The sequence below is a fragment of the Streptomyces sp. NPDC093111 genome, from assembly GCF_040683955.1.
GTDB lineage: Bacteria > Actinomycetota > Actinomycetes > Streptomycetales > Streptomycetaceae > Streptomyces.
The window spans coordinates 137,585-161,910 of record NZ_JBFBNW010000015.1 but is presented as its reverse complement, the minus strand read 5'-3'; the positions used below and the strand labels follow the sequence as shown (position 1 = coordinate 161,910).

Genomic DNA, 24,326 nt, shown 5'->3' with positions numbered 1-24,326 from the left:
CTCAGCGACACCGGCCCCTCGCCCGAAAGCACCCGATGAGCCGATAGCCTCGGGGTGTGAGCGGATTCGAACGAGGTACCGACGGCCCGAAGGTGATCGTGGCGGGAGTCGACGGCTCCGCGTCCTCCCTGCGCGCCGCCTCCTACGCCGGCGGTCTCGCCCGGCGGCAGAACGCCCTGCTGGCCCTGGTGTACGTGCAGCCCCTGCTCACGGCGGGCGCCGCCGTGGGCGCGCCGGTGGCCGACACCACGGGCGAGATCGCCGAGGGCCTGGTCGCCGAGATCCGTGAGGCGGCGGAGCGGGTGAAGGAGATCTGGCAGGTGCGGTGGGAGTTCCACACCTTCCGCGGGGACCCGTACGCGGGCCTGGTCGCCGCCGCGGACGAACTGAGGGCGGACGCCGTGGTGGTGGGCGTCTCGGAGTCGGCCGGGCACCGTTTCGTCGGCTCGGTCGCGGTGCGCCTGGTGAAGGCGGGCCGCTGGCCGGTCACCGTGGTGCCCTAGCCGGGCTCCGCGCACTCCGGCGTACGCAGGGGTGCCCGGGGTTCACTCCCCCATGACGAGGCCGTCGCGGGCGGCGCCGCGGCCGAGGACGACCTCGCGGATGGCGTCGCGCGGCTCGGTGTACTGCTGCTCGCCCTGCCTGATCGCGGCGTCGAGGTTCACCACCCGGCCGCGGGCGGTGTCGAAGAACTGCGGGACGAACTCGGCCCGGGAGACCTCCCAGCGCGCGCCGGGCGCGGCCGGCGGGGTGAAGGTGAAGCGGGCCAGGGTGCCCTGGTTGCCGCGCCTGTCGTGGGAGCCCTCGTAGTTGATCATGTCGCCGGCGATCTGGTCGCCCATGCCGTAGACGATCCAGGTGCCGTTGACCTTCTCGTACGCCTGCGGGACGTGTGCGTGCGTGCCGAGGAGGAGGTCGATGTCGGGGCGGCCCCCGGTCCGCGAGGCGGTGAGGGCGCGGCCGAGGGTGAGCTGGCGGTCGTCGGGTTCGGTCTGCCACTCGGTGCCCCAGTGGATCGACACGACCACGACGTCGGCGCCCGCCCTGCGGGCGGCGCGGGCGTCGGCGACGATCTTCTGCTCGTCGATCAGGTTGACGGCCCAGGGCTGCCCCTCGGGCAGCGGGTAGCCGTTGGTGTCGTACGTGTAGGCCAGCTGGGCCACGGTGGCGCCGCCCGCGTTCAGCAGGGTGGGCCTGGCCGCCTCCTCGGCGGTGCGGGCCGATCCGGCGTGCCGTACGCCCGCCTTGTCGAGGGCGTCCAGGGTGCGGCGCAGACCGGCGGCGCCGTCGTCCAGGGTGTGGTTGGAGGCGGTGGAGCAGGAGTCGTAGCCGGTCTCCTTGAGGGCGGCGGCGACCTCGGGCGGCGACTTGAAGGCCGGGTAGCCGGTGTAGGGGCCGCCCTCCTCCCCGTAGACGGTCTCCATGTGGCAGATCGCCAGGTCGGCGTGGGAGACGACGGACTTCACGCCCGCCAGCATGGGGCGGAAGTCGTAGCCGGCGCCGCCCGCGTCGGCGGCGGCCTGGCGGATGATGGAGTCGTGCGGCAGGACGTCGCCGGAGGCGACGAGGGTGAAGCCGGCCGGAGCGGACGCCGCCCCCGGGGCCGCGGGAGGGCGGGCTGTCCGGCTCGGGGCGGCCGGGGCGTCGGGGGCACGGTCCTGCGCGGCGCAGCCGGTGGCGGCGGCGATCAGGAGGGCGGCGAGGGCCGCCGCGCCGGGTCTGGTGCGTGAGGTCATCTGCCGGCTCCACCGATTCATGGGATGAACATCCGTTCCCTTGAATTCATCCTCAGCGAAGGCCCCAGTCAAGGGTCATTGCCGCAGATCACACCAAACCCCGCTGAATCGGACGCAAGGGTTCCGCCTGACCGTTCGCCGTACCGTTCACCGCGCGGTGCGACCGTTCGTCGCAGACCGTCGCCCGTTCCCTGTCCCTCACCGCCCGGATGCGTTCGGATACGGGCCATGACCACGGCAACCACCGACGAGCGGACCCTGCAGGAGCTCCAGGCCGAGCACGGTCCGGCGCTGCTCGCCTTCCTGCTCGGACTGACCCACGGCGACCGGCAGCGCGCCGAGGACCTGGCGCAGGAGACCCTGGTCCGGGCCTGGCTCCATCCCGAGGCCTTCGCCGCGCCCTACGAGTCGATGCGGCCCTGGCTGTTCACGGTCGCCCGGCGGCTCGCCATCGACGCGCGCCGCTCTCGGCTGGCCCGCCCCACCGAGATCGGCGACGCCGTGCTCGCGGTCACCGCCGAGCCGGGCGACGCCACCGAGTCCGCCGACGCGGCCCTCGACGTACGGGCCGCCGTGCGCGGGCTCAGCCCGGAGCACCGCGCGGTCCTCGTCCGGCTCTACTTCCACGGCCTGACCGTCAACGAGGCCGCCGCCGAACTCGGCATCCCGGCCGGCACGGTCAAGTCCCGCTCGCACTACGCGCTGCGCCTGCTGGGACGCCGGCTGCCCGGCTACCGGCCGCCGAGGAGCGCACCCGTTGCCCGGCTGCGGGCCGCCGCCCCACAATGCCCCTCGTGACGCTGACTCTCGCCTCCGCCGAAAAGATCCTCGCCGACAACTTCGCGCCCTGGGTGCTCGATCTGGGGCTCACCGTGGCCTCCGTCGACGGCCAGGAAGCCGTCCTCCGGCTCCCCTGGTCCGACCGGCTCGCCCGGGAGGGCGGCGGCCTGTCCGGTCAGGCCCTGATGGCCGCGGCCGACACGGCCACGGTGCTCGCGGTGGCCGCCGCCCGCGGCGGCTTCGTCCCGATGACCACGGTCCAGCAGTCGATCAGCTTCCAGCGCGCGGTGCTCGGCACCGACGTCCTGGTGCGGGCCCGGCTCACCAAGGCCGGCAAGCGGATGGCCTTCGCCGACATCACGATGACCGCCGAGGGAAGCGAGGAGACGGCCGCCCACGCGACGGCGGTGTACGCGCTCCTCGGCTGAGCTCCCCGAGCGCTCCCGTCCCGCACCTCACCCGAGTCACACGGCTCCCACCTGCACCGATGTGGCGGGGGCCGTATCCGGAACCGCTCGGGCGAGTTGAGCCAAGTGCGCCCCGCGCACGTGCTTCCTGGTGGAGGCTCGTCGACGGGGCCTCGTGAGGACGTCCGGGAGAAGGTGGAGCGTTGCTGCCCGAGAGCACGAACGGCGCCGGCGGGGGCGGGCTCGCCGTCCCCATGGACTGGCTGTGCGCCGAGTACGCCGCCGACGACCTGCTGCGCACCAGCGGTCTCGTCGAGCCGGGATCGCTGGAGTTCCGCGCCGGGGTCCAGGCGCTCGCCCTGACCGTCCACCTCGCGGGCGCCGGGATCGACGAGTGGCTGTGGCGCACCTCCCACGACCATCCCTGGTCCGACTGGGCCGCCGGCCGGCTCGCCGCACCGGCCGCCGAGGGGCCCGATCTGGCCCTGGCCCGCGCCACCTGGCGGCGGTTGTGCGCGACCGAGCTGCGCGCCGCCGACCTGGCGGACCTCGCGGGCGTGGCCGGGCCGGTCCCGGCGGCGCCGGCGGCCGGGATCGACGAGGACCGTCAGGTGTGGCTGCCCGCCTGGCAGTTGGGCGTCGCCCTCGCCCATCTCGCCCTGCACCTGCACTGAGCGCTCAGGCCACCGGGTGCACCCCGGGCCGGTACTTGGGGATCCGCACGGTCACCTTCATGCCGGCGCCGAGGCCGGTCTCGATGACGAGGCCGTGCTCCGGCCCGTACACCTGCCGGAGCCGCTCGTCGACGTTGCCGAGCCCGATGCCGGACGCCGAGGGGCGCTCGCCGCGCAGGACGGCGCGCAGCTCCTCGGGGTCCATGCCCACCCCGTCGTCCTCGATGGTGACGACCGCCTCGGCGCCCGCGTCGCGGGCCGCGATGACGATCCGGCAGCCCGCGGCGGAGTCCTCGAGGCCGTGCTTGACGGCGTTCTCCACGAGCGGCTGGAGGCACAGGAAGGGCAGCGCCACCGTGAGCACCTCGGGCGCGATCCGCAGGGTCACCGTGAGCCGGTCGCCGAAGCGGGCGCCGGCCAGCGCCAGGTACTGCTCGATGGACCGCAGTTCGTCGGCGAGCCGGGCGAACTCGCCGTGCCTGCGGAACGAGTAGCGGGTGAAGTCGGCGAACTCCAGGAGGAGCTCGCGGGCCCGTTCCGGATCGGTGCGCACGAACGAGGCGATGGCGGCGAGGGAGTTGAAGATGAAGTGCGGGGAGATCTGGGCGCGCAGGGCCCGGATCTCCGCCTCGACGATCCGGGTGCGCGAGCGGTCGAGCTCGGCCAGTTCGAGCTGGACGGAGACCCAGCGGGCCACCTCGGTGGCGGCCCGCACCAGCACCGCCGACTCGCGCGAGCCGTACGCCACGAGCGCGCCCAGCACCCCGTCCTCGCCGGTGAGCGGGGCGACCACCGCCCAGCGCAGCGGGCAGGAGTCGTCGGCGCGGTCGGTGTGCCCCGTGCGCACGGAGCGGCTGCGGCCCGAGGCGAGGGTCTCGGCGACGAGGTCCACGACCCGGTCGCGGTGGTGGTCGTCGCCGGGCCCGTCCCAGGCGAGCACCGCCGTACGGTCGGTGAGGCAGAGCGCCTCGGTGCCGAGCAGGGAGCGCAGCCGCCCGGCGGCCCGGGCGGCGGTCTCCTCGGTGAGCCCGGCGCGCAGCGGGGGCGCGGCGAGCGAGGCGGTGTGCAGGGTGTGGAAGGTGGCCCGTTCGACGGGGGTGCCGAGACCGGGGGCGGCGGAGCGGTCGCCGCGCCGGGCGGTGCTCCGGCCGAGGACGAACCCGACGGCGAGCAGCACGGCCGCCACGGCGCCCGCCGCCGCGAACGCGATGCCGCTCACCGCTCGGCCGCCTTCGGCAGCGAACGCTTCGGGGCCCGCGTCCGCGGAACCGGCGTCTTCGGGACCGCTGCCTTCGCGACCGCTGCCTTCGCGACCGCTGCCTCCGGGGCCGCTGCCTCCGGGGCCGCGGCCTTGGGGACTGCGGTCCCCGGTACTGCGGCCGTCGTCGGTTCCGCCGTCCTTCGCGGCGCCGGGCCCGGCTCGCGGGCCTCGGTCCGGCCGCTGAACTCCTCCGGCAGGTGCAGCCGGGCGAGGATCGCCGGGGTCCCGGGCGGTACCCGGCGCGGGGTGGCCAGGGAGACCAGGACCATGCTGAGGAAGCCGAGCGGCACCGACCAGACGGCCGGCCAGGCCATCAGGGTGTGCGGCCAGCCCGCCGACGGCAGTCCGGCCCGGGTCGCCATCACGGCGGCGAGCGCCGACCCGCCGCCGAGGAGCAGTCCGGCGGCCGCGCCCGGCGGGGTGAGCCGCCGCCACCAGATGCCGAGGACGAGCAACGGGCAGAAGGAGGAGGCGGAGACGGCGAAGGCGAGTCCCACGGCGTCCGCGACCGGCACCTGGGAGGCGACCGTCCCCACCCCCAGCGGGACGGCGGTGGCCAGCAGGGTCGCGAGCCGGAAGTGCCGCACGCCCCGGGAGGGCAGCACGTCCTGGGTGAGGACACCGGCGACGGACATGGTCAGTCCGGAGGCGGTCGACAGGAACGCGGCGAAGGCGCCGCCCGCGAGCAGCGCGCCCAGCAGATCGCCGAGGACCCCGCCGAGCATCCGCTCCGGCAGCACGAGCACGGCGGCGTCGGCGGCACCGGTCAGGGCCAGTTCGGGGGCGTAGATCCGGCCGAGCGCCCCGTACAGCGGCGGCAGCAGGTAGAAGACGCCGACCAGGCCCAGGACGACCAGGGTGGTGCGGCGGGCGGCGCGGCCGTGCGGGCTGGTGTAGAAGCGGACGGCGACGTGGGGCAGGCCCATGGTGCCGAGGAAGGTCGCCAGGATCAGCCCGTAGGTGGCGTACAGCTGGTGCCCGTCGCGGCTGCCGGCGAGCGGCTGGGACCAGCCGAGGGGGTCGGCGCCGGTGCCGGCCCGGCGCGGGACCGGCGCGCCTTCGGGCAGGACGAGCGCGGTGCCCGCCTCCACGCGGTGGGTGCCCGGGGCGAGGGTGACGCCCTCACCCTCGTACGTCCGGGCGTCGACGCGGCCGGTGACGGTGAGCGTCAGCGGGGCGTCGACCTCGACGCGTACGGTCTCGGCGACCCGGACGGCGGTGTGCGCGCGGAGGACGGCGGGGGCGTCGAAGCGGGCGCGCGGGGCCCCGTCCCCGTACCAGGCGGCGGCGAGGAAGAGCACCGGGACGAGCAGGGCGGTGAGCTTGAGCCAGTACTGGAAGGCCTGGACGAAGGTGATGCTGCGCATGCCGCCCGCGGCGACGGTGCCGGTGACGACGAGGGCGACGAGGAGGCCGCCGACCCAGTCGGGCGCGCCGGTGAGGATCTCCAGGGTGAGGCCCGCGCCCTGGAGCTGGGGCAGCAGGTAGAGCCAGCAGATGCCGACGACGAAGAGGCTGGCGAGCCTGCGGACCTGGGGCGATTCGAGCCGGGCCTCGGCGAAGTCGGAGAGGGTGTACGCGCCGGAGCGGCGCAGCGGGGCGGCGACGAGGAGCAGCAGGACGAGGTAGCCGGCGGTGTAGCCGACCGGGTACCAGAGCATGTCGGGGCCCTGGACGAGGACGAGTCCGGCGACGCCGAGAAAGGAGGCTGCCGAGAGGTACTCGCCGCTGATGGCGGCGGCGTTGAGGCGGGGGCCGACGGTCCGGGAGGCGACGTAGAAGTCCGAGGTGGTGCGGGAGATGCGCAGGCCGAGGGCGCCGATGAGGACGGTGGCGAGGACGACGGCGGTGACGGCGGCGACCGCGTAGCTGTGGTTCACGGGGCGGGGGTCACCGCTCGACGAGGCCGCTGAAGTCGCGTTCGTTGCGCTCGGCGCGGCGCACGTACCAGTGGGCGACGGCCCAGATGACGGGGTGGACGCCGACGCCGAGCGCGATCCAGACGGCGGGCTCGGGGGCCGGCAGGGCCAGCACCAGCGGCAGCGGCCCGACGAGCAGGACGAGCGCGCCCAGCGCGGTGAGCGCGGTGCGCAGCTGGCTGCGCATCAGGGAGCGCACGTAGGTGTGCCCGAGGGTGGTCTGCTCGCTGATCTCGGAGCGGGCGGGTGCGTGCTGGGGCCGCGGGCGGGGCACCGCGCCGCCGAGGGCCGAGGCGTAGGTGACGGTCTCGCGCCGGGGCCGGGGGGCGTCCCCCCGGCCGGTGGCGGGGGGAGGGTGGTGCTCGGACATCGCCGTCCGCTCTCTCACGGTCTGCTGGGCCCGTGGAGTGTACGCAGAAGGGCTCCGGGCCCGGTAGGGGGCGGGAACAGCCCTATAGGGCGCGCCGCATGAGGAGGTCGCGCAGGTGGCGGGCGTGGCGGCGGGAGACGGCGAGTTCGGCGTCGCCGACCCGCACGGAGGTCGTGCCGCCGTCGAGGCGGAGTTCGTCGATGCGGGCGAGGGCGACGAGGTGGCTGCGGTGGACGCGGACGAAGCCGCGGGCGGCCCACCGCTCCTCCAGCGCGGACAGCGGGATGCGCACGAGGTGGCTGCCGTGGTCGGTGTGCAGGCGGGCGTAGTCGCCGTGCGCCTCCACGTACGCGATGGTGTCGACGGACACGAAGCGGGTGACGCCGCCGAGTTCGACGGGTATCTGCTCCGGGGTGGGCGTCTGGGCGGTGGCGTGCACCAGTTCGTGGACGCGGCGGACGGCCTCCGCGAGCCGTTCGCGGCGGACGGGCTTGAGCACGTAGTCGACGGCCTTCAGGTCGAAGGCCTGGACGGCGAAGCCCTCGTGGGCGGTGACGAAGACGATGAGCGGCGGCCTGGCGAAGCCGCCGAGCAGCCGCGCGAGGTCCAGACCGCCGAGTCCGGGCATGTGGATGTCGAGGAAGACCACGTCGATGCCGTCCGGACCGCCGGTCCCCTCGTCTGCGCCCTGGCCGGACTCCAGGGCGCGCCCTATCCGGCGCAGCGCCTCGGTGGCGTCGCCCGCGCCCTCTGCGCTGCGTACCCGGGCGTCGGCCCGCAGCAGGTAGAGGAGTTCCCCGAGGGCCGGCGCCTCGTCGTCGACGGCCAGTACGCGCAGCATGCGGGGAGTCTAGACACCCCGCGCGGGCGCCTACTTCAGGAGTTTCGACATGCGGCGGTCGGCGAGCGGCCGGCCGCCGGTCTGGCAGGTGGGGCAGTACTGGAGGGCGCTGTCGCTGAAGGAGACCTCGCGGATGGTGTCTCCGCAGACGGGGCAGGGTTCGCCGGCGCGGCCGTGGACGCGCAGGCCGCTCTTCTTCTCGGCCTTGAGCCGGCCGGCGGCGAGTCCGTGGGAGCGCTCGACGGCCTCGGTGAGGGTGTCGCGCATCGCCGTATAGAGAGCGGCGGTCTCCACGGGCGTCAGGTTCTGGGTGGGTTTGAAGGGGGACATCCTGGCGACGTGCAGGATCTCGTCGGAGTAGGCGTTGCCGATGCCCGCGATGAGGCTCTGGTCGCGCAGCGCGCCCTTGATCTGGCGCCGTTCGCCGGCGAGCAGCCCGGTGAACGCGGCGAGGTCGAAGTCCGCGGCGAGCGGGTCGGGCCCGAGGCGGGCGACGCCGGGCACCTCGGCCGGGTCGCGGACGAGGTGGACGGCGAGGCGTTTGGTGGTGCCGGCCTCGGTGAGGTCGAAGCCGTCGCCGCCGGTGAGCGCGGTACGCAGGGCCAGCGGGCCCTTCCCCGGGCGCGGCGGCCCGTCGGGCAGGACGTCCTTCCACTGGAGCCAGCCGGCCCGGGCGAGGTGGACCAGCAGGTGGAGCGGGCCGGCCGGGCCCTCGGTGCCGATGTCGAGGAACTTGCCGTGCCGGGCGACCCCGGTGACCCTCGCGCCGTCGAGGGCGCCGAGCGGAGGGTCGTAGGTCTTGAGCACGCTGATCGCGACGGGCAGCACGCGGGCGATCTCCTTGCCCACGAGCCGCTCGTCGAGGAAGGCGCGGAGGGCTTCGACCTCGGGCAGTTCCGGCATGCTCCCACCCTGCCGTACGGGACGGACGGACGCCCGCCGACGGCCCGGGCGCGCGGCGAGCCGGCGCGGGCACCCGCCGGCGTGCGGCACCCGGCCCTCCGGGGCGCCCGGTCGCCCCGCCCGCTCAGTCCTCCGGCTGCTCCGTGACGAACTCGCACCACACGCACTTGCCGCCGCCGCGCGGCTCCACGCCCCACAGGTCGGAGAGCCGGTCCACGAGGAGTAGCCCGCGCCCCGAGACGCCGGAGTCCCCGGCCTCGCGGCGGCGCGGCAGGGCGCTGGAGCGGTCCTCCACCTCGACACGGAGCCGTCGCTCAGGGCCGGGCAGCATCCGCAGGGTCACGATGGCGCCGCCGTCGGTGTGCATGAGGGCGTTGGTGGTGAGCTCGTCGGCGACCAGTTCGATCTCGTCGGAGCGGCTGCCCGCGCCCCAGGCCCGTACCGCGGCCCGGATCATGTGCCGGGCCGAGCTGAGGGCCTCCGGGTCGTTCTGGCCGACGTGCTGCTGGAGGCGCCCGCCCGCCTGCGGCGGCTGGGCGCCCTCGCGGCGCAGCAGCAGGACGGCCACGTCGTCCTCGCCGCCCCGCTCGTCGACGACGTCGCACAGGTGGTCGGCGAGTTCCTGGAGGTCCCGCGGGCCGCGCTTGACCAGCGAGGAGAGCCACTGGAGCCCCTCGTCGAGGTCGGAGCCCGGCTTCTCCACCAGGCCGTCCGTGTAGAGGAGGAGGGTCTGCCCGGGGTCGAGCTCGACGGTGGTCACCGGGTAGTCGAGCCGGGCGAACTCGGCGGACAGGCCGAGCGGCAGGCCGCCGTCCACGGGAAGGCGGTGGGCCGTGCCGTCGGGGTCCTGGACGAGCGGGTCGACATGGCCGGCGCGCACGATCTGGACGAGGCCGGTGGCGGGGTCGGCCTCGGCGTAGGTGCAGGTCGCGAAGCGCTCGGTGTCGAGCTCGTGCAGGAAGACGGAGGCGCGGGCCATCACGGTGGCGGGGGTGTGGCCCTCGGCGGCGTAGGCGCGGAGCACGATCCGCAGCTGTCCCATGACGGCGGCGGCGTGGGTGTCGTGGCCCTGGACGTCGCCGATGACGGCGCCGACCCGGCCGCCGGGCAGCGGGATGATGTCGTACCAGTCGCCGCCGATGTCCCGGCCGAGCCGGGCGGAGCGGTAGCGGACCGCGATCTGGGTCCCGGGGACGTCGATGATGCGGCGGGGCAGCATCGCCTGCTGGAGGCCCTCGGCGAGGTCGTGCTCCTGCTCGTAGAGCATGGCGCGCTGGAGGCTCTGGGCGATGGAGCTGCCGAGGGCGACGAGCAGGTTGCGCTCGTCGGCGCTGAAGCCGGTGCGGTCGCCGCTGTAGAGCAGTCCGAGGGCGCCGATCGGGCGGGCCTGCGCGATCAGCGGGAGGTAGGCGGCGGAGGTGATGCCGAGGCCGCTGATGTGCGGCCAGAGGACCGGGAAGGAGGCGGCGAAGTCCTCCGGGGACTCGATGAACCGGGGGCGCAGGGTGCGGATGACCTCGCCCATCGGGTACGGCTCGTCCACCCGGGTGAACCGGGTGCCGGGGACGAAGGCGCCGTCGGGCCCCTCGGCCACGAGGTGGATGCGGCCGGACTCCAGGAGGCCCATGACGAGACTGGCGGCGCCGAAGTGTTCGAGGCCCTGGGAGTCGTTGAGCAGGTCGATGATGTCCTGCACGGTGCGGGCGTGGGCGAGGGCCGCGGTGGTGCCCTCGACGACGCTGGTGCGCCGGCGGCGCCCCTCGTCGAGGCCGAGCCGGGCGGCGGACTCGGTCAGCTCCTCGGAGGCGTCCCGGACGATGCCGACGATACGGAACGGGCGTCCGTTCTCGTCGCGCCGGACGAGGCCCTGGGTGTGGGTCCAGCGCTGGATGCCGGAGCGGGTGCGGATGCGGAAGTAGGCGCCGTAGTGGTCGCTGCCGTCCTTGAGGGCCTGGGCCACCAGCGTGTCGAGGCGGCGGCCCTCGTCGGGCAGGACGCGCGAGGCGAGGCTGGTGGGGTCGCCGTCGTAGGCGTTGGCGTCCATGTCGAAGACGCTCAGGGCGGCCGCGTCCATGGTCATCCGGCCGGTGAGCAGGTCCCAGTCGAAGCTGCCCATCCGGAATTCCTGGCCGAACTCATGGAGAAAACAGCAGGTCGGCCCCGCCGAGCCCGCTTCGCAGCGGCACTGCTCGGCCGCCTCCCCGCCCCCGTTGCCCGCGTTCATGGGGCCACGCTAGGCGCAGCCCCGCCCCCGCGCACGGCGAAGATCGGAAATGGGTTCGGATCGAGATCGGGGCGGTGGCCGCGACGGGATCGGGGGCGGTCAGCCCTGGAAGGTCTCGGGCTGCTGTGCGGCGGGGTCGTTCGGGAACAGTTCCTCGAACGAGGGCGGCGGCTCGGCGGAGGGGACGTCGGGCGGCAGGTCATGGGGGGCATCGGGCATCGGGAGGTCGGGGGTCGGCACGTCCGGGGCGGGGACGTCGGGCGAGGGGGCCTCGTGGGAGGGGGTGTCGGGGACGGGTTCGGCGGGGCGGGTGCCGCGGTCGGGCGACCGCGGGGCGGTCGGCGCCTGGGGCCGCGCGGGGGTCCGCGGGTCCGCGGGCCCCTGCGGATCCGCGGGCGTCGCCGGGTCGGCGGGCGTCCGCGGTGCCTGGGCGTCCGGGGGCGGCGCGGCCGGAGCGGTGACCGGGTCGCAGGAGGCGGGGTCGCACGGCGGCAGGACCTCGGGCCTGCGGTCCTGGACGCCGTAGCCGGCGGCCTTCCGCTCGATCCAGGTGTTGTCGACGAGGTTGGCGATCACCAGGCTCGTGAGGACGGTGCCGGCGGGGGTGACGGCGAGGACCCGGTCCGGCGCGTAGCCGGGCCAGGGCTTCCCGGTGTGCACGGCGCCCGGCCCCTCGGCCGGTGAGCGCAGCGGGTTGCCGCAGGCGCAGCGGACGCGCGGGGTGCCGTACTGGTCGACGAGGACGGCCGTACCGGCCTGGAGGACGGTCTGGAACGCGGTGGCCCGGCCGTCGCGGTAGCCGTGGTCGGTGACGCGGGTGTCGGCGCGCAGCAGGACGGGGGTGAGGCCGCGCAGCCAGCCCGCGACGTCCGCCTCGGGGATGCCGGCGGCCTCGGCGAAGGAGCGGGCCCTGGCCGGTTCCGCGGTGAGGAGGGCGGCCTGCTGGGCGACGTTGCAGCTGGCGACGGAGCGGGTGCCCGCGTAGAGGCCGGGGGTGGCGCCGCCGATCGCGCGGGCGGCCGGGACGGGGGCGCCGGTGACGCCGTCGGGTGCCGTGCCGGAGTGCGCGGGGGCGCCCTCCTGCGCGGTGGACGGGGTGAAGGCGTCGGGGCCCTGGGCGCCGGCCGCCTGGAGCAGCACCTCCCGGGAGGGCGCGGCGGCGGCCGGTTCCGCTCCGGCCTCCCCCGCGCCGCCGGCGGAGCAGCCCCCGAGCAGCAGGGCCGAGGCCAGCGCGGCGGTCGCCACGGCACCGGGCCGTGTGGGCCATCGTCTGGGTGTACGCACTGGTCTCCCGCCTTTCGCCCCCGAGTCGTTCCTCCATGTCTCCCGCAGGGCCCGGGGGCCCGCAATCCGGGTACGCCCATCCGGCGAGTCGCCCGTCACCCACCCCACCCTTGAACGTGTTCAAGCAAGGCTCTACGCTCGTCCCCGACGGTTGAACATGTTCAACGGGGGGTGGTCGTCGTGTCCGTACTCGTGGCGCTGATCGTGACGCTCGGGATGCTGGTGATCGTCCCGATGGGCCTCCGGCTCATCGAGCCGGGACCGGCGGACGTGGGGCAGGGCCTGCACGCCGCCTACGCCGAGTCCGCCGGGTACGCCGGGTACGCCGAGTCCGCCGGGTACGCCCGGCGCCGGCCGCCCCGTCTCCGGCCGCTGGCCCGCGCCTGGCCGCTGCTCGCCGCGCCCGGCGTGCTCGCCCTCTGGCTCCCCCGCTCCCCGCTCGCCGCCGCGCTGGCCTGCCTGTACGCGCTCGCCACCCTGGCGCTCGCCCTGCACGCCCCCGCCCGGCTCGCGGCCACCCGCTCCCTCGCCCCCGCCGAGGTCGCGGTGCTCACCGCCCTGGTGACCCCCTCCGTCGCAGGCCTCGCCCTGGTCGCCGAGCGGGGCGGCCACAGTCTGCTGGGCTTCGAGCCCGGGATCCTCGCCCTGACCGTCCCGCACTTCCACTTCGCGGGGTTCACCGCCGCCCTGGTCGCCGGACTCGTCTGCCGCGCGACCGGCGGACGCACGGCCCGGTTCGCCGCGCTCAGCGTCCCGCTCGGCACCCTGCTCGTCCTGCTCGGCTACTTCGTCGACGACTGGGCCGAACTGGCCGGAGCCCTCGTCCTCACGGCGGGCATGTGGGCCGTCGCCCTGCTGACCTGGCGCGAGCTGCGCCCCACCGCTCCGGACCGGATCACCCGCACGCTGCTCGGGGTCTCCGCCGCCGTCCTGGTCGCCACCATGCTGCTCGCCCTCAGCTGGGCGCTCGGCGAGGCCACCGGACTTCCGCACCCGAGCCTGACCTGGATGGCCGCGACCCACGGCCTCGGCAACGCGCTCGGCTTCGCCCTCTGCTCGCTCCTCGCCCGGCGCCGCCTGCGCGCCCTCCCGGAACGCCACGGGGCCCCCGTGGACCGGCCCCTTCCCCGCGACCCCCGTACCGCCGCGTACCCCACTCCCCGAACGGAGCTCCCGGCATGACCCGTCTCATCCGCAGCCTCTCCGACGAGCCCGCGCGCCCGACCGCCCGTCCCCGCCCCGCCGGTCCCGTCGCGGACGGCCCCAGCTACCCCGAGGTGGGCGCCACCCGCACCCGGCCGCTGCCCGCCGGCTACCACCACCTGCACCACACCGTCCGGGTCGGCCACGGGCCCGGGGCCTACGCCACGGCGGGCGCGGCCGTCACCACCTGGCGGATGCACCGGGCGAGCGGCGCCCGGGTGACCAGCGAGGCCGACCGCGCCGAGCCCGGCGTCACCCTGGAGGTCGCGATGGGCCTCGGCCCGGTCCGCTTCAGCGCCCCGTGCCAGGTGATCTGGACCGCGTACACGGAGACCGAGACCGGCTTCGCGTACGGGACGCGGACCGGGCACCCGGAGTGCGGCGAGGAGTCCTTCGTGGTCGACCTGCGCGAGGACGGTTCGGTCTGGTTCACCGTGACCGCGTTCAGCCGCGCCGCCGCCTGGTACACCCGGCTCGGCGGGCCCGTCGTACGGGCGCTCCAGCTGGCCTACGCGCGCCGCCTGGGCCGGTCGCTGACGGGTCTCGTCGCGGGGCGATAGGGGTTACGCTCCTTCTGTACTCATCCGTGCTTCCTGAAGGAGGCGGCCATGAGCCAGTACGACGAGTACACGACCCCGGCGCAGGCCGAGGGCGAGCGTCTCGAAGAGGACATGGACGCGCAGCAGAAGGCGCAGCTCCACCCGCAGACCACCCGCACGACCCCGTCCCAGGCGGAGGGCGAGCGGAAGGCCGACGAGGAGTAGCCGCCGCTCCCGGGAGCGGCACCGGGCCCGATGCAGTGGTTCACCGCACCCGACTACTGGCTGAGCCGGATCGTCTTCCAGCGGGGGCTCGCGGGTCTCTACGTCCTCGCGTTCCTGTCGGCGGCGCTCCAGTTCCGGGCCCTCATCGGCGAGCGCGGGATGCTGCCCGTGCCGGAGTTCGTGCGCCGGGTGCCGGCGCGCGGCGCGCCCAGCCTCTTCCAGTGGCGCTACTCCGACCGCCTCTTCGCCTCGGTGGCCTGGGGCGGGGCGGGCCTGGCGCTCGCGATGGCGGCGGGCGCGGGCGACGCGGTGCCGCTGGCCGTCTCGATGCTGCTGTGGCTGCTGCTGTGGGGCCTCTACCTGTCGATCGTGAACGTCGGCCAGACCTGGTACTCCTTCGGCTGGGAGTCGCTGCTCCTGGAGACCGGCTTCCTGGCCGTCCTGCTCGGCAACGACGACACCGGACCGCCGGTCCTCGTGCTGTTCCTGCTGCGCTGGCTGCTGTTCCGGGTGGAGTTCGGCGCCGGGCTGATCAAGATGCGCGGGGACCGCTGCTGGCGTGACCTCACCTGCCTCTACCACCACCACGAGACGCAGCCGATGCCCGGCCCGCTGAGCTGGTTCTTCCACCACCTGCCGAAGCCGCTGCACAGGGTCGAGTGCGCGGCCAACCACGTCGTCCAGCTCGGCGTCCCGGTGCTGCTGTTCACCCCGCAGCCGGTCGCGACGGTCGCGGCCGGGCTGATGGTGGCGACCCAGCTGTGGCTGGTGCTCTCCGGCAACTTCGCCTGGCTGAACTGGCTGACCATCGTCCTCGCGCTGTCCGCGATGGACGGCTCGCTCGTCACGGGCGCCCATCCGCGGCCGGACCCCCCGCTCTGGTACGTGGGCGTCGTCTGCGCCGCCACCGTCCTGGTCCTCGTGCTCAGCCGCCACCCGGTGCGCAACCTGCTCTCCCGGCGGCAGGCGATGAACCGCTCCTTCGACGCGTACCACCTGGTCAACACGTACGGCGCGTTCGGCACGGTCGGCCGGGTCCGGGACGAGATCGTCGTCGAGGGGACGGACGATCCTCGGCCGCACCCGGGCACGGTGTGGCGGGAGTACGGCTTCAAGGGCAAGCCGGGCGATCCGCGCCGGCTGCCGCGCCAGTTCGCCCCGTACCATCTGCGGCTCGACTGGCTGATGTGGTTCGCGGCGCTCTCCCCCGGCTACGCCCGCGACTGGTTCGGGCCGTTCGTCGAGCGGCTGCTCACCGGGGACCGCGACACCCTGCGGCTGCTGCGGCACAACCCGTTCCCCGACGCGCCGCCCACCCATGTGCGCGCCCGGCTCTACCGCTACCGCTACACGACCTGGCGCGAGCTGCGGGAGACCGGGGCGTGGTGGCACCGGACGCTGCTGCGGGAGTACCTGCCGCCGATCCGGCTGCGGGAGACGGCGGAGCGCCGCTGAGGCGCGCCGGGCCGGGCACGCCCGTGCCCCCGGGCGCGCGGGGCGGCCGGGGGCACGGGGCGGAGCGACCGTACGACGCGTACGGCTCAGTCGATGCCGGGCAGGATGTGCGGCTCGGCGAGGTCGTCCTCGTAGCCGGCGAGACGGATCGGGGCCGAGCGGGCCCAGACCTCCAGGCTGCCGAGCTCTCCGGACCGGCGCTTGCGCTCGGTCGGTTCGGCCGGGCGCTGCTCCTGCGTGGTTGTTTCTGGTGTCACCGCGCACTCCTTTGTGTCGCGTACCAATGGGACAGGGACCGTCGGTCGCGGTGGCGCCGTTCGTTCGGGCGGGACCGCGGCCTTGGTGGCAGACCTGTCCCCTGGCCGGCCGTGAGGATTCGGTGAAACCCTGGTGGCCGACCGTGGACATCAGATTAACCAGATGAGCGCGTCAGTGCTCTATGGGGCACCAAAGTGTGACGCGAACGGGTGACGCCATTTCGGGCGGAAGCGGATGGACTACCAGTTACCGGGCGCGTAATCCTTCATGAAGACGCCGTAAAGGTCTTCACCCAGCTCGCCGCGCACGATCGGGTCGTACACCCGGGCCGCGCCGTCGACCAGGTCGAGCGGGGCGTGGAAGCCGGCCTCGGCGAGCCGCAGCTTGTCGAAGTGGGGACGCTCGTCGGTGATCCAGCCGGTGTCGACCGAGGTCATCAGGATGCGGTCGGACTCGAACATCTCCTGGGCGCTGGTCCGCGTCACCATGTTCATCGCGGCCTTGGCCGCGTTGGTGTTCGGGTGGCCGGCGCCCTTGTAGCCGCGACTGAAGACGCCCTCCATCGCGGAGACGTTGACGACGTACGAGCGCCCGCTGGACGCCTTGGCCGCGGCCTCGGCCATCACCGCGCGCAACTTGCTGATCAGGATGAACGGCGCCGTGTAGTTGCACAGCTGCGTCTCCAGGAGCTCCACCGGCGAGATCTGCTCGATGGACTGCACCCAGGTGTTGGAGTCGACGACGTCCGGCACCAGGCCGCCCGCGTCGATGGCGGTGCCGTCGAGGTGCCGGGCGACGCTCGCGTTGCCCGCGACGAGCGCGAGGTCGGCGACCTGCTGGGCGTCGAGCCCGCTCACCCCGGCGGGCAGCGCGGTCCCGGCGCCGAGCTCACCGACCGCGCCGGAGCCGAAGGCGCCGATGACGTGGTGGGCGGGGAGCTCGCCGGCCGGCAGCGGGGCGCTCTCGCCGTCGACCAGGGCCGCGTAGGCGGAGGCCAGGCGGCGCACGGTCTGCGTCGCGTTGTTGACGAGGATGTCGAGCGGTCCGGCCTCGGCGACCTGGTCGGCCAGGGCCACGGCCTGGGCGGGGTCGCGCAGGTCGATGCCGACGACCTCCAGGCGGTGCATCCACTCCGCCGAGTCCTCCATCGCCTTGAAGCGGCGGATGGCGTCCTTGGGGAAGCGGGTGGTGATCGTGGTGTGGGCGCCGTCGCGCAGCAGCCGCAGCGCGATGTACATGCCGATCTTGGCGCGGCCGCCGGTGAGCAGCGCGCGCTTGCCGGTGAGGTCGGTGCGGGCGTCGCGGCGGCCCCGGTTCAGGGCGGCGCAGTCCTGGCAGAGCTGGTGGTAGAAGTAGTCGACCTCGACGTAGCGCGTCTTGCAGGTGTAGCAGGAGCGCGGGCGCTGGAGTATCCCCGCGATCTTGCCGGCCTCGGTGACCGAGCTGGGCAGGATGCCCTCGGTCTCGTCGTCGATGCGCTGCGCGGAGCCGGTCGCCGTGGCCTCGGTGACGGCCTTGTCGTGGGCGGTCTTGGAAGCCCGGCGCTCCTGGCGGCGGCGCTGCTTCACGGTCCGGTAGATCCCGGCGGTCGCACGGCGGACGGTGATGGCGTCGGGGTGGTCGACGTCGATCTCGTCCAGCTCGTCCAGCACGCTCAGGCAGACGGCCAGGCGCTCGGGGTCGATGCCCGGCCCGTGGTCCTGGGTCTCTTCAGTCACCGTCATGGCCTTCGTCGTTCCTCGATCGCTCGCGCCGTGAGTACTGCGTCAGTACTTCCAAAGACGCAACTTTACGGAGCGGGGGGCCGCCCCTCCAAACCCGTTCGGGGGGCGTGGTCGAACACACAGTCGCCGCACAGTCCTCCGGAGGGGCAGCGGTAGTACAGGCAGCAGCTGGTGCGGCGCAGGGCGGGGCCCCGGACGGTGCGGGCCAGATCGGGGTGGTCGAAGAGGCCCCGCACGAGGAGGGTGGCGCGCTCGGCGGCGTCGGGGCGGGCGTGGGCGCGGGCCCAGCGGACGAGCTCGCGCAGCGCCCCGGCCAGCGCGGAGCCCGCGTTGCCCCACAGCAGCCGCTCGGAGATCCGCCCGTCGCGGGCGAAGGCCGCGTGCAGCGGGACGAGGTGGGCCTCGTGGACGGCGGCCCGCAGCTCCTCGACGCCGGCGGGTCGGGTCGCGGTGCCGGACCACCACAGGTCGTCCGGCGAGGTGAGCGCGCCGTCCCAGTGCAGGGTGGCGGGCGTCAGGTCGGGGAAGCGGCCGTGCAGGGCGGCGGGGCCGAGGGCGGTGGACCACAGGCGGGCGGCGAGGCCGAGGTGCGCGACCGAGGCGCCGACCCGGCGCTCGGGGGCGCCGAGCCGGGCGGCGACCCGGTCCACGCGCGCGGCGAGGGGGCCGTCCTCCCCCGCGTACAGGCGGGAGAGCGGGACGTGTGCCGCGCCGGGTCCGGGCGGGGCGGTGCGCAGCGCGAAGAAGCCGCCCACCTGTGCGCTGTCGTCGAGATCCACTCCGGCATCCTCCCGTACCCGCGCCGTGGCCCGGTCCGGTCCCGCCCGATGCGGCCCGATCCGGTCACGGCCGGCTCGATTCCGATAATCGATCCAGGCTGATCAAGATCGGTCAACCTTAGTCAAGAAAGAGTCATGAAAAGATCAAGCACTCGTCAAGAAGTGATCTTTCCGCGACTCTCTCGCCATGACGCCGACACCATCCACCACGACCACCGGCCGCCGCGGCCTGCTCGCCCTCGGGCTCGCCGCCCTGGGCACCGCGGCCGTTCCGGCCCTCGCCGCTCCCGCGGTCGCCGTACCCGCCCCGCGCCGGGCCCCCGGACCGGGCGACCCCGCCGCCGCGCTCGCCGAGCTGCGGGCCGGCAACGAGCGCTACGCCGCGCTCCGCCAGCTCCACCCGCACCAGGACGCGGCCCGGCGGGCCGCCGTCGCGGTCTCCCAGCAGCCCTTCGCCACCGTGATCGGCTGCATAGACTCCCGCGTCCCGCCGGAGCTCGTCTTCGACCAGGGCCTCGGGGACCTCATCGGGGTGCGCTCGGCCGGACAGGCGCTCGACGAGGCGGTGCTGGGCTCCGTCCAGTTCGCCCTGGAAGAGCTGCACGTGCGCCTGATCGTGGTCCTCGGGCACGAGCGCTGCGGCGCCGCGGCGGCGGCCGTCGAGCACGTACGGACCGGGCACCCCGTCGAAGGACACATCGAGCGGGTGGTCGAGGAGCTCGCCCCGGCCGCCCGGGCCACCCGCCACCTGCCCGGCGACTGGGTCGAGAACTCGGTGCGGGCCAATGTGGACCGCATCACCCGCCGACTGGCTCGGGATGCGGCCTTCGCCGACGCCCGGATCGTCGGCGCCCGCTTCGACCTGGACACCGGAAGGGTCGCATTCCACCCGTCCTGACCTGCGCGGGCGTACATCCCAGGGTGTACGAGGGGGGTTCGTACTCCATCTGCGGTACCTCCGATCGCGTCCCCAGGTACGAAGACGGGAGCGCTCGGGAGAGAGATCGTGGAGGGTATGAGCCCCCTCCTGCTGTCCGTGCTCCTGGCCCTGGTCTCGGCGGTCGCCTACGCGGCCGCGGCGATCGTGCAGGAGCGCGTCGCGGCCTCCGCCACCGGACCGCGCTACGCCCCGCTGCGCACCCCCGCGTGGTGGGGCTCCGTCCTGCTCAACGGCCTCGGCGCGACCCTCCACGTGGCCGCGCTGGCCTACGGACCGCTCAGCCTGGTCCAGCCGCTGGGCGCCCTGACCATCGTGTTCGCGCTGCCGATGGCGGCGCTCCTGGTGGGCCGCAAGGCCGGCCGGACGGCCTGGCGGGGCGCCGTGATGGCGACCGTGGGCCTGGCCGGACTGCTCAGCCTGACCGGCGGCACCGGCACCCAGGCCCTCTCCGACGGCGAGCGGCACCTGCTCACGGTGACGACCTTCGGCGCGGTGGCCGTGCTGTTCCTGGTGGCCCGGCTGGTGGGCCGTACGGTGCTGCGCAGCGTGGTGCTGGCCGCCGCGGCCGGGGTGTCCTTCGGTATCGCCTCGGTCTTCACCAAGACGGTCGCCGAGGAGTGGACGGCGAGCGCGCCGCTGGCCGAGTGGACCAGCCTGCTGACCCTCTCGGCGCTCGCGGTGACGGGACTGCTGCTGTCCCAGGCCTCGTACCGGGGCGCGGGCCTCGCGGCCCCGCTCGCCACGGTCACCGTGGTGAACCCGGTGATCGCGGCGGCGGTGGGCCTGACGCTGTTCGGCGAATCGTTCCGTTACGGCACGGCCGGCACCGTCGCCGCGCTGATCTGCGGCGCGGTGGCGGCGGGCGGCCTGGTCCAGCTCACCCTCGACCGGCTGACCCGGGCCGAGGATTCGCCCGCGGTGTCAGACCGGGCGGGGGCCGCCCGGATCCGATCAGATCGACACGCCCCTGGCGCGGAGGTAGGCGAGGGGGTCGATGTCGGAGCCGTACCCGGGACCCGTGCGCATCTCGAAGTGGAGGTGCGGTCCCGAACTGTTGCCGGTCGATCCTGAACGCGCGATGCGCTGACCGGGGTTGACCCGCTGCCCCTCGCGCACGTTCAGCGCGGACAGGTGCGCGTACTGGCTGTAGCGGCCGTCCTCGTGGCGGATGACGACCTGGTAGCCGTACGAGCCGGCCCACCCGGCGGAGACCACGTTGCCGGAGGCGACGGCCCGCACCGAGGTGCCGGTGGGGACCGGGAAGTCGACGCCCGTGTGGTAGCCGCTGGCCCAGGACGAGCCCTCCTTGCGGTACCGGGTGCCGATGTCCGTGTCGGCGACGGGCGCGGCGAAGCGGTCGGCCTCGGGGGCGGGCCGGGTCGCGGGCTTGTGGACCGGCTTGGGCGCGGGCTTGTGGACGGGCTTCGCGACCGGCTTCGGCGCGGGCTTGTGCACGGGCCGGGCGGCCGGGGGCCTGGCCGTCGGGGTGGCGACGGGCCGGGTGACCGGCCGGGTGACGGGCCGGGTGACGGGCTTGGTCGTGGGCGCGTGCGTGGCAGGGGGCTTCGTGGCCGGGGGCTTCGTGGCCGGGGGCTTGGCGACCGGCTTCGTCGTCGGCTGCTCGGCCGCGGGCTTGGTGGGCCGCGTGGGGCTGGTGGGGCTGGTGGGACGCGGGGGCTTCGTATCGGCCTTCGGGGGCGCCGTGGGGGCGCTCATCCGCAGGGTGAGCCGCTGACCGGGGTGGATGAGGTCGGGGTCGTCGCCGACGACCTTCCGGTTGGCCTCGTAGAGCCGCTGCCAGCCGCCCCGGAGATGCTCGTCGCGGGCGATGGCGGAGAGCGAGTCGCCGGGGGTGACCGTGTACATCTCGCGGACGCTCGGCACGGCGGTGGGGCTGGTGCCCGCGGGCTTCTTCCGCTGCCCCGGCAGCGCGGTCCTCGTGACGCCGGCGGCCGTGGCGGTGTCGGTCAGCGGGCGGGTGCGCTGCGTCTGCGGCGCCAGGTCGGAGGCGTCGCCGCCCCGTTCGAGCCCGGCCCCCGGCGCGCAGCCCGGCCAGGCGCCCGGGCCCTGTCCCTTGAGCACGCGTTCGGCGACGGCGATCTGCTGGTCCTTGGAGGCCAGGTCGGCGCGCGGCGCGTAGTGCGTGCCGCCGTACCGCTCCCAGGTGGACTGGCTGAACTGGAGGCCGCCGAAATAGCCGTTGCCGGTGTTGATCTGCCAGTTGGAGGTGGACTCGCAGTCGGCCAGCTTCTCCCAGACGTCGAGCGAGGCCGCCTGGGCCGTGCCCGCGCCGATCAGCGGCAGCGCCATTCCGGCACCGCCCGCGGTGACGGTCAGCGAGGCACGGTTGATCAGGCTCGGCTGGTACCGGCGGCGGTGTCTCCCGCGTAAGGCCATGGGCCCCCCTCGAACGCATCGGCAGTCGCCCACGGTAAGGGCGGGCCACCGTACGTGACAAGGCCCCTGGCGCAATCACGGGCCTGCTCCGTCACCTCGCCGTCAGCGGCCCGCGGGCCCCGGCTGCGGCTGGGGTTCCGGCTCGGGCACGGGCACCGGGCCCGGCGGGGGCCCCGGCACCGGGCTCGGCGGCGGTACGGGCGGGGGCGCGGGCACCGGCGGGGGAACGGGCGGCGGGACGGGTGACGGCAGCGGATCGGGGTACGGGGGCTGGGTCATGGCGGACTCCGGCGCTCGGGGGCAGGGTCGGCTCCAGGTTCCCCCGGTCCGCGCGCCCGCGCGCGCGGAGCCCGTTCATTCGGGTCGGTGGCCGACCGCGCGCGCCGCCGCCGCGAGCCCCGTACCGGGACTGGACAGCACCGTCAGGGGGGTGCGTACGCGCTCGGCGGCGTCGGCCATGGAGGCCTGGGCCAGCACGACCACCGGCCGCTCTGCGGTCGCGATCCCGTCCACGGCGGCGGCGACGGCGTCGAGGTAGCCCTCCCGGTCGCCGGCCTCGAACCGTTCCCACGCCTCCGTCACCATCACGGTGCCGACGCACGTGGCCGGGTCGGCGGACTCCTCCCGGAGCAGGTCGAGGGTGGGCCGCACGGTGGACCGCACGGCCGCGACGACCACCACGGGCCGCCCGCCGCGCATCGCCTCGGCGGCCATCGGGCGGTCGACGCGCAGCACCGGCACACCGAGCGCGCCGGCCCGCGCCTCGGCGACGGCGCCGAGGGTGGAGCAGGTGCACAGGACGGCGCCCGCCCCGTCGGCGACGGCCCCGGCGAGGACGCGGCCGACGGCGTCCGCCACGGCGTCGGGCCCCTCGGCCCGGGCCCGGTCGAGCAGTTCCTCATGGACGAGGTGGCGCAGTCCGAGCCCGGGGTGGTGCCGGTCCCGCAGCGCGTCGAAGACGGGCACGTGGACCGGCGAGGTGTGCAGCAGGGCGAGCGGCCGGGCGGGCGCCGGGCTCACCACAGCTCCGGCGAGGCCTTCAGCTGCCGCTTGGCCGCCCGGGTGACCTCCTCCGGGGGGAGCGGGGCCTCCTCGGGGTGCCGTTCGGCCCACTTCGCGACGTACGGGCAGAGCGGGACGACGGGGACGCCCTCGGCGGCGGCGATCCGGTAGAACTCCCGGACCAGCGCCCCCGCGACGCCCTTCCCCTCGTGGGTCGCCTCGACGACGGTGTGCACCGCGACGAGGGCGTGCGGCTCGGCGTCCAGGGCGAAGTAGACGACGACACCGGCGTAGTCGCCGTCGTCGAACGCCTCCAGGCGTCCCTTCTCCCGGTCGTCGCGGATCGTCAACTCGGCCATGCTGCGGTCCTCCCGGACTCCTCGGCGGCGGCCTTCCGGCCGCCTGGGGGCTCAGACCTGCGCGGGCACCGCGTGCGGCGGGCGCACCGTCTCGCTACCCGGGACCGGCGCGGACGCGTCCCGTCCCAGCTCCACGATGCGGTTCTCGGCGTCCACGTGCACGACGCGCGGCACGAGCGTCCGCGCCTCGGCGTCCGCCACCTGGGCGTAGCTGATGAGGATGACCAGGTCCCCGGGGTGCACGAGGTGGGCCGCAGCGCCGTTGATCCCGATGACGCCGGAACCGCGCTCGCCCTCGATGACATAGGTCTCCAGGCGGGCCCCGTTGTCGATGTCGACGATGTGGACCAGCTCGCCGGGGAGGAGGTCGGCGGCCTCCATCAGCTCGGCGTCGACGGTGACGGACCCGACGTAGTGGAGATCGGCCTGGGTGACGGTGGCACGGTGGATCTTGGACTTGAACAGAGTACGCAGCATTCAGGACTCCTGTAAGACGGCTCCCTGCCTGCTTTCTGCAGGTCAAGGGCGTCCTCGACCTTACACCGACGCCCCCGTCCGATGTTTGTGAGGAACATCGCTCCGGCCGGGCGAGACGGCTTCCCAACTGGGCTTTCCCTTCGCACCGGCGTCTGTTGGGACGACCGTCCCGGAACGCCCGGGAACTCATGCTGACCAGCTGCCGACTTACATGACAGTTCATCAAATACAGGAGAAGCCGCTTAAGTTGTGAGAGCTGTTCGAGCGGGTGGTGCCTGCGGCGCCCGCGCGGCCTCAGGGCCCGGCGTCGGCGGCCTTCGCGGGCCGGACGGGACCAGTCGTTGCCAGCGCTCTTGCCCGGCCCGGTCCCGGCCTCCGTGATGCCGATGGCCTTGCGGGAGGGCCGGTCCACGTACACCGCACCCCCTCCACGGGGGTCTGGGACGGACAGTACGGTGGTGTTCGAGGACCAGCCGGTCACGAAGGCTGCGACCTTGTACGGGCCTGGCATGGCCACCGCCCGGGCGAGGTCGGCTTCGGCGTCCACGAACACCGTGCCCCTCCCGCCC

25 protein-coding genes are annotated in these 24,326 nt (G+C 74.7%); 10 read left to right on the top strand and 15 right to left on the bottom strand.

Going from position 1 to position 24,326, the window contains the following annotated elements; translation table 11 throughout:
* Nucleotides 1-56 precede the first annotated feature (56 nt).
* A complete protein-coding gene (locus AB0Q96_RS26475) occupies nt 57-503 on the top strand; it encodes a universal stress protein (protein ID WP_365329623.1) in 447 nt (148 codons plus the stop codon).
* Between the two features lie 42 nt (nt 504-545).
* On the opposite strand, the gene AB0Q96_RS26470 is transcribed toward AB0Q96_RS26475, so the two are convergent.
* Complete coding sequence (locus AB0Q96_RS26470) at nt 546-1,736, bottom strand: CapA family protein (RefSeq protein ID WP_365329621.1); 1,191 nt, start codon at nt 1,734-1,736, stop codon at nt 546-548.
* Between the two features lie 228 nt (nt 1,737-1,964).
* On the opposite strand from AB0Q96_RS26470, the gene AB0Q96_RS26465 reads away from it, so the two are divergent.
* The 3 genes from AB0Q96_RS26465 (at nt 1,965) to AB0Q96_RS26455 (ending at nt 3,597) form a co-directional block, all read left to right on the top strand.
* The gene (locus AB0Q96_RS26465) at nt 1,965-2,534 is read left to right on the top strand and encodes a sigma-70 family RNA polymerase sigma factor (RefSeq protein WP_365329620.1); all 570 of its coding nucleotides are present in this window, start codon (nt 1,965-1,967) and stop codon (nt 2,532-2,534) included.
* Nucleotides 2,531-2,944 (top strand): PaaI family thioesterase, encoded by a 414-nt coding sequence (locus tag AB0Q96_RS26460; protein WP_365329618.1) that lies wholly within the window; start codon nt 2,531-2,533, stop codon nt 2,942-2,944. Before AB0Q96_RS26465 ends, AB0Q96_RS26460 begins: the two co-directional genes overlap by 4 nt.
* Before the next feature lie 182 nt (nt 2,945-3,126).
* Complete coding sequence (locus AB0Q96_RS26455; protein WP_365329616.1) at nt 3,127-3,597, top strand: hypothetical protein; 471 nt, start codon at nt 3,127-3,129, stop codon at nt 3,595-3,597.
* Nucleotides 3,598-3,601: 4 nt separating this feature from the next.
* Here AB0Q96_RS26455 and AB0Q96_RS26450 read toward each other — a convergent pair whose 3' ends face one another.
* The 7 genes from AB0Q96_RS26450 to AB0Q96_RS26420 form a co-directional block, all read right to left on the bottom strand.
* Entirely contained in the window at nt 3,602-4,816 is a 1,215-nt protein-coding gene (locus AB0Q96_RS26450) for a histidine kinase (protein WP_365329614.1), read from the bottom strand.
* Nucleotides 4,813-6,738: a cation acetate symporter gene (locus tag AB0Q96_RS26445; RefSeq protein ID WP_365329612.1), complete on the bottom strand. Its 1,926-nt coding sequence runs from the start codon at nt 6,736-6,738 to the stop codon at nt 4,813-4,815. Before AB0Q96_RS26445 ends, AB0Q96_RS26450 begins: the two co-directional genes overlap by 4 nt.
* Nucleotides 6,739-6,748: 10 nt before the next feature.
* Complete coding sequence (locus AB0Q96_RS26440) at nt 6,749-7,147, bottom strand: hypothetical protein (RefSeq protein WP_365329611.1); 399 nt, start codon at nt 7,145-7,147, stop codon at nt 6,749-6,751.
* Between the two features lie 82 nt (nt 7,148-7,229).
* A complete protein-coding gene (locus AB0Q96_RS26435; protein ID WP_365329609.1) occupies nt 7,230-7,988 on the bottom strand; it encodes a LytTR family DNA-binding domain-containing protein in 759 nt (252 codons plus the stop codon).
* A 30-nt stretch (nt 7,989-8,018) separates the two neighbouring features.
* Nucleotides 8,019-8,891: a DNA-formamidopyrimidine glycosylase family protein gene (locus tag AB0Q96_RS26430; protein ID WP_365329607.1), complete on the bottom strand. Its 873-nt coding sequence runs from the start codon at nt 8,889-8,891 to the stop codon at nt 8,019-8,021.
* Nucleotides 8,892-9,015: 124 nt separating this feature from the next.
* Nucleotides 9,016-11,115, bottom strand: coding sequence for a SpoIIE family protein phosphatase (locus tag AB0Q96_RS26425; protein ID WP_365329605.1), 2,100 nt, complete (start codon nt 11,113-11,115; stop codon nt 9,016-9,018).
* A 99-nt stretch (nt 11,116-11,214) separates the two neighbouring features.
* Nucleotides 11,215-12,360 (bottom strand): DUF6777 domain-containing protein, encoded by a 1,146-nt coding sequence (locus AB0Q96_RS26420; RefSeq protein ID WP_365329603.1) that lies wholly within the window; start codon nt 12,358-12,360, stop codon nt 11,215-11,217.
* Nucleotides 12,361-12,579: 219 nt separating this feature from the next.
* Here AB0Q96_RS26420 and AB0Q96_RS26415 point away from each other — a divergent pair, with 219 nt between their 5' ends.
* The 4 genes from AB0Q96_RS26415 to AB0Q96_RS26400 are packed head-to-tail and all read left to right on the top strand — an operon-like array spanning nt 12,580 to nt 15,821.
* Nucleotides 12,580-13,581, top strand: coding sequence for a YndJ family protein (locus tag AB0Q96_RS26415; protein ID WP_365329601.1), 1,002 nt, complete (start codon nt 12,580-12,582; stop codon nt 13,579-13,581).
* On the top strand, nt 13,578-14,162 hold the full coding sequence (locus AB0Q96_RS26410) for a DUF1990 domain-containing protein (RefSeq protein ID WP_365329599.1): 585 nt from the start codon (nt 13,578-13,580) through the stop codon (nt 14,160-14,162). Before AB0Q96_RS26415 ends, AB0Q96_RS26410 begins: the two co-directional genes overlap by 4 nt.
* Before the next feature lie 48 nt (nt 14,163-14,210).
* A complete protein-coding gene (locus AB0Q96_RS26405) occupies nt 14,211-14,366 on the top strand; it encodes a hypothetical protein (RefSeq protein WP_329426295.1) in 156 nt (51 codons plus the stop codon).
* Nucleotides 14,367-14,396: 30 nt separating this feature from the next.
* Nucleotides 14,397-15,821 carry a lipase maturation factor family protein gene (locus AB0Q96_RS26400; RefSeq protein ID WP_365329597.1) on the top strand — a complete coding sequence of 475 codons (1,425 nt, stop codon included), beginning with the start codon at nt 14,397-14,399 and terminating at the stop codon, nt 15,819-15,821.
* Between the two features lie 86 nt (nt 15,822-15,907).
* Here the strand turns inward: AB0Q96_RS26400 and AB0Q96_RS26395 are convergent, their stop codons facing one another.
* The 3 genes from AB0Q96_RS26395 to AB0Q96_RS26385 form a co-directional block, all read right to left on the bottom strand.
* A complete protein-coding gene (locus AB0Q96_RS26395) occupies nt 15,908-16,078 on the bottom strand; it encodes a hypothetical protein (RefSeq protein ID WP_365329596.1) in 171 nt (56 codons plus the stop codon).
* A 240-nt stretch (nt 16,079-16,318) separates the two neighbouring features.
* A complete protein-coding gene (locus AB0Q96_RS26390; RefSeq protein WP_365329594.1) occupies nt 16,319-17,803 on the bottom strand; it encodes an SDR family NAD(P)-dependent oxidoreductase in 1,485 nt (494 codons plus the stop codon).
* A gap of 65 nt (nt 17,804-17,868) precedes the next feature.
* Nucleotides 17,869-18,582 carry an IucA/IucC family C-terminal-domain containing protein gene (locus AB0Q96_RS26385; protein ID WP_365329592.1) on the bottom strand — a complete coding sequence of 238 codons (714 nt, stop codon included), beginning with the start codon at nt 18,580-18,582 and terminating at the stop codon, nt 17,869-17,871.
* 187 nt (nt 18,583-18,769) lie between these two features.
* Between AB0Q96_RS26385 and AB0Q96_RS26380 the strand changes: the two genes are divergently transcribed.
* Both AB0Q96_RS26380 and AB0Q96_RS26375 read left to right on the top strand, forming a co-directional pair.
* Nucleotides 18,770-19,480, top strand: coding sequence for a carbonic anhydrase (locus AB0Q96_RS26380; protein WP_365329590.1), 711 nt, complete (start codon nt 18,770-18,772; stop codon nt 19,478-19,480).
* A gap of 117 nt (nt 19,481-19,597) precedes the next feature.
* Nucleotides 19,598-20,593, top strand: a complete 996-nt coding sequence (locus tag AB0Q96_RS26375) for a DMT family transporter (RefSeq protein ID WP_365329589.1) — start codon at nt 19,598-19,600, stop codon at nt 20,591-20,593.
* Here AB0Q96_RS26375 and AB0Q96_RS26370 read toward each other — a convergent pair.
* The 4 genes from AB0Q96_RS26370 to panD form a co-directional block, all read right to left on the bottom strand.
* Nucleotides 20,474-21,919 carry a transglycosylase family protein gene (locus tag AB0Q96_RS26370; protein ID WP_365329586.1) on the bottom strand — a complete coding sequence of 482 codons (1,446 nt, stop codon included), beginning with the start codon at nt 21,917-21,919 and terminating at the stop codon, nt 20,474-20,476. The two genes, AB0Q96_RS26375 and AB0Q96_RS26370, sit on opposite strands and share 120 nt — an antisense overlap.
* 354 nt (nt 21,920-22,273) lie before the next feature.
* Nucleotides 22,274-22,939 carry an aspartate/glutamate racemase family protein gene (locus tag AB0Q96_RS26365; RefSeq protein ID WP_365329584.1) on the bottom strand — a complete coding sequence of 222 codons (666 nt, stop codon included), beginning with the start codon at nt 22,937-22,939 and terminating at the stop codon, nt 22,274-22,276.
* Nucleotides 22,936-23,280 carry a GNAT family N-acetyltransferase gene (locus AB0Q96_RS26360; protein ID WP_365329582.1) on the bottom strand — a complete coding sequence of 115 codons (345 nt, stop codon included), beginning with the start codon at nt 23,278-23,280 and terminating at the stop codon, nt 22,936-22,938. Before AB0Q96_RS26360 ends, AB0Q96_RS26365 begins: the two co-directional genes overlap by 4 nt.
* A gap of 51 nt (nt 23,281-23,331) precedes the next feature.
* Nucleotides 23,332-23,757 (bottom strand): aspartate 1-decarboxylase, encoded by a 426-nt coding sequence (gene panD, locus AB0Q96_RS26355; RefSeq protein ID WP_365329580.1) that lies wholly within the window; start codon nt 23,755-23,757, stop codon nt 23,332-23,334.
* Between the last annotated feature and the right edge of the window lie 569 nt (nt 23,758-24,326).

Bases quoted from the DNA above. Each gene is read 5' to 3' on its own strand.
- AB0Q96_RS26470 (WP_365329621.1), bottom strand. From the start codon at position 1,736: ATGACCTCACGCACCAGACCCGGCGCGGCGGCCCTCGCCGCCCTCCTG.
- AB0Q96_RS26465 (WP_365329620.1), top strand. From the start codon at position 1,965: ATGACCACGGCAACCACCGACGAGCGGACCCTGCAGGAGCTCCAGGCC.
- AB0Q96_RS26440 (WP_365329611.1), bottom strand. From the start codon at position 7,147: ATGTCCGAGCACCACCCTCCCCCCGCCACCGGCCGGGGGGACGCCCCC.
- AB0Q96_RS26435 (WP_365329609.1), bottom strand. From the start codon at position 7,988: ATGCTGCGCGTACTGGCCGTCGACGACGAGGCGCCGGCCCTCGGGGAA.
- AB0Q96_RS26430 (WP_365329607.1), bottom strand. From the start codon at position 8,891: ATGCCGGAACTGCCCGAGGTCGAAGCCCTCCGCGCCTTCCTCGACGAG.
- AB0Q96_RS26425 (WP_365329605.1), bottom strand. From the start codon at position 11,115: ATGAACGCGGGCAACGGGGGCGGGGAGGCGGCCGAGCAGTGCCGCTGC.
- AB0Q96_RS26410 (WP_365329599.1), top strand. From the start codon at position 13,578: ATGACCCGTCTCATCCGCAGCCTCTCCGACGAGCCCGCGCGCCCGACC.
- AB0Q96_RS26405 (WP_329426295.1), top strand. From the start codon at position 14,211: ATGAGCCAGTACGACGAGTACACGACCCCGGCGCAGGCCGAGGGCGAG.
- AB0Q96_RS26400 (WP_365329597.1), top strand. From the start codon at position 14,397: ATGCAGTGGTTCACCGCACCCGACTACTGGCTGAGCCGGATCGTCTTC.
- AB0Q96_RS26390 (WP_365329594.1), bottom strand. From the start codon at position 17,803: ATGACGGTGACTGAAGAGACCCAGGACCACGGGCCGGGCATCGACCCC.
- AB0Q96_RS26380 (WP_365329590.1), top strand. From the start codon at position 18,770: ATGACGCCGACACCATCCACCACGACCACCGGCCGCCGCGGCCTGCTC.
- AB0Q96_RS26375 (WP_365329589.1), top strand. From the start codon at position 19,598: ATGAGCCCCCTCCTGCTGTCCGTGCTCCTGGCCCTGGTCTCGGCGGTC.
- AB0Q96_RS26370 (WP_365329586.1), bottom strand. From the start codon at position 21,919: ATGGCCTTACGCGGGAGACACCGCCGCCGGTACCAGCCGAGCCTGATC.
- AB0Q96_RS26360 (WP_365329582.1), bottom strand. From the start codon at position 23,280: ATGGCCGAGTTGACGATCCGCGACGACCGGGAGAAGGGACGCCTGGAG.
- panD (WP_365329580.1), bottom strand. From the start codon at position 23,757: ATGCTGCGTACTCTGTTCAAGTCCAAGATCCACCGTGCCACCGTCACC.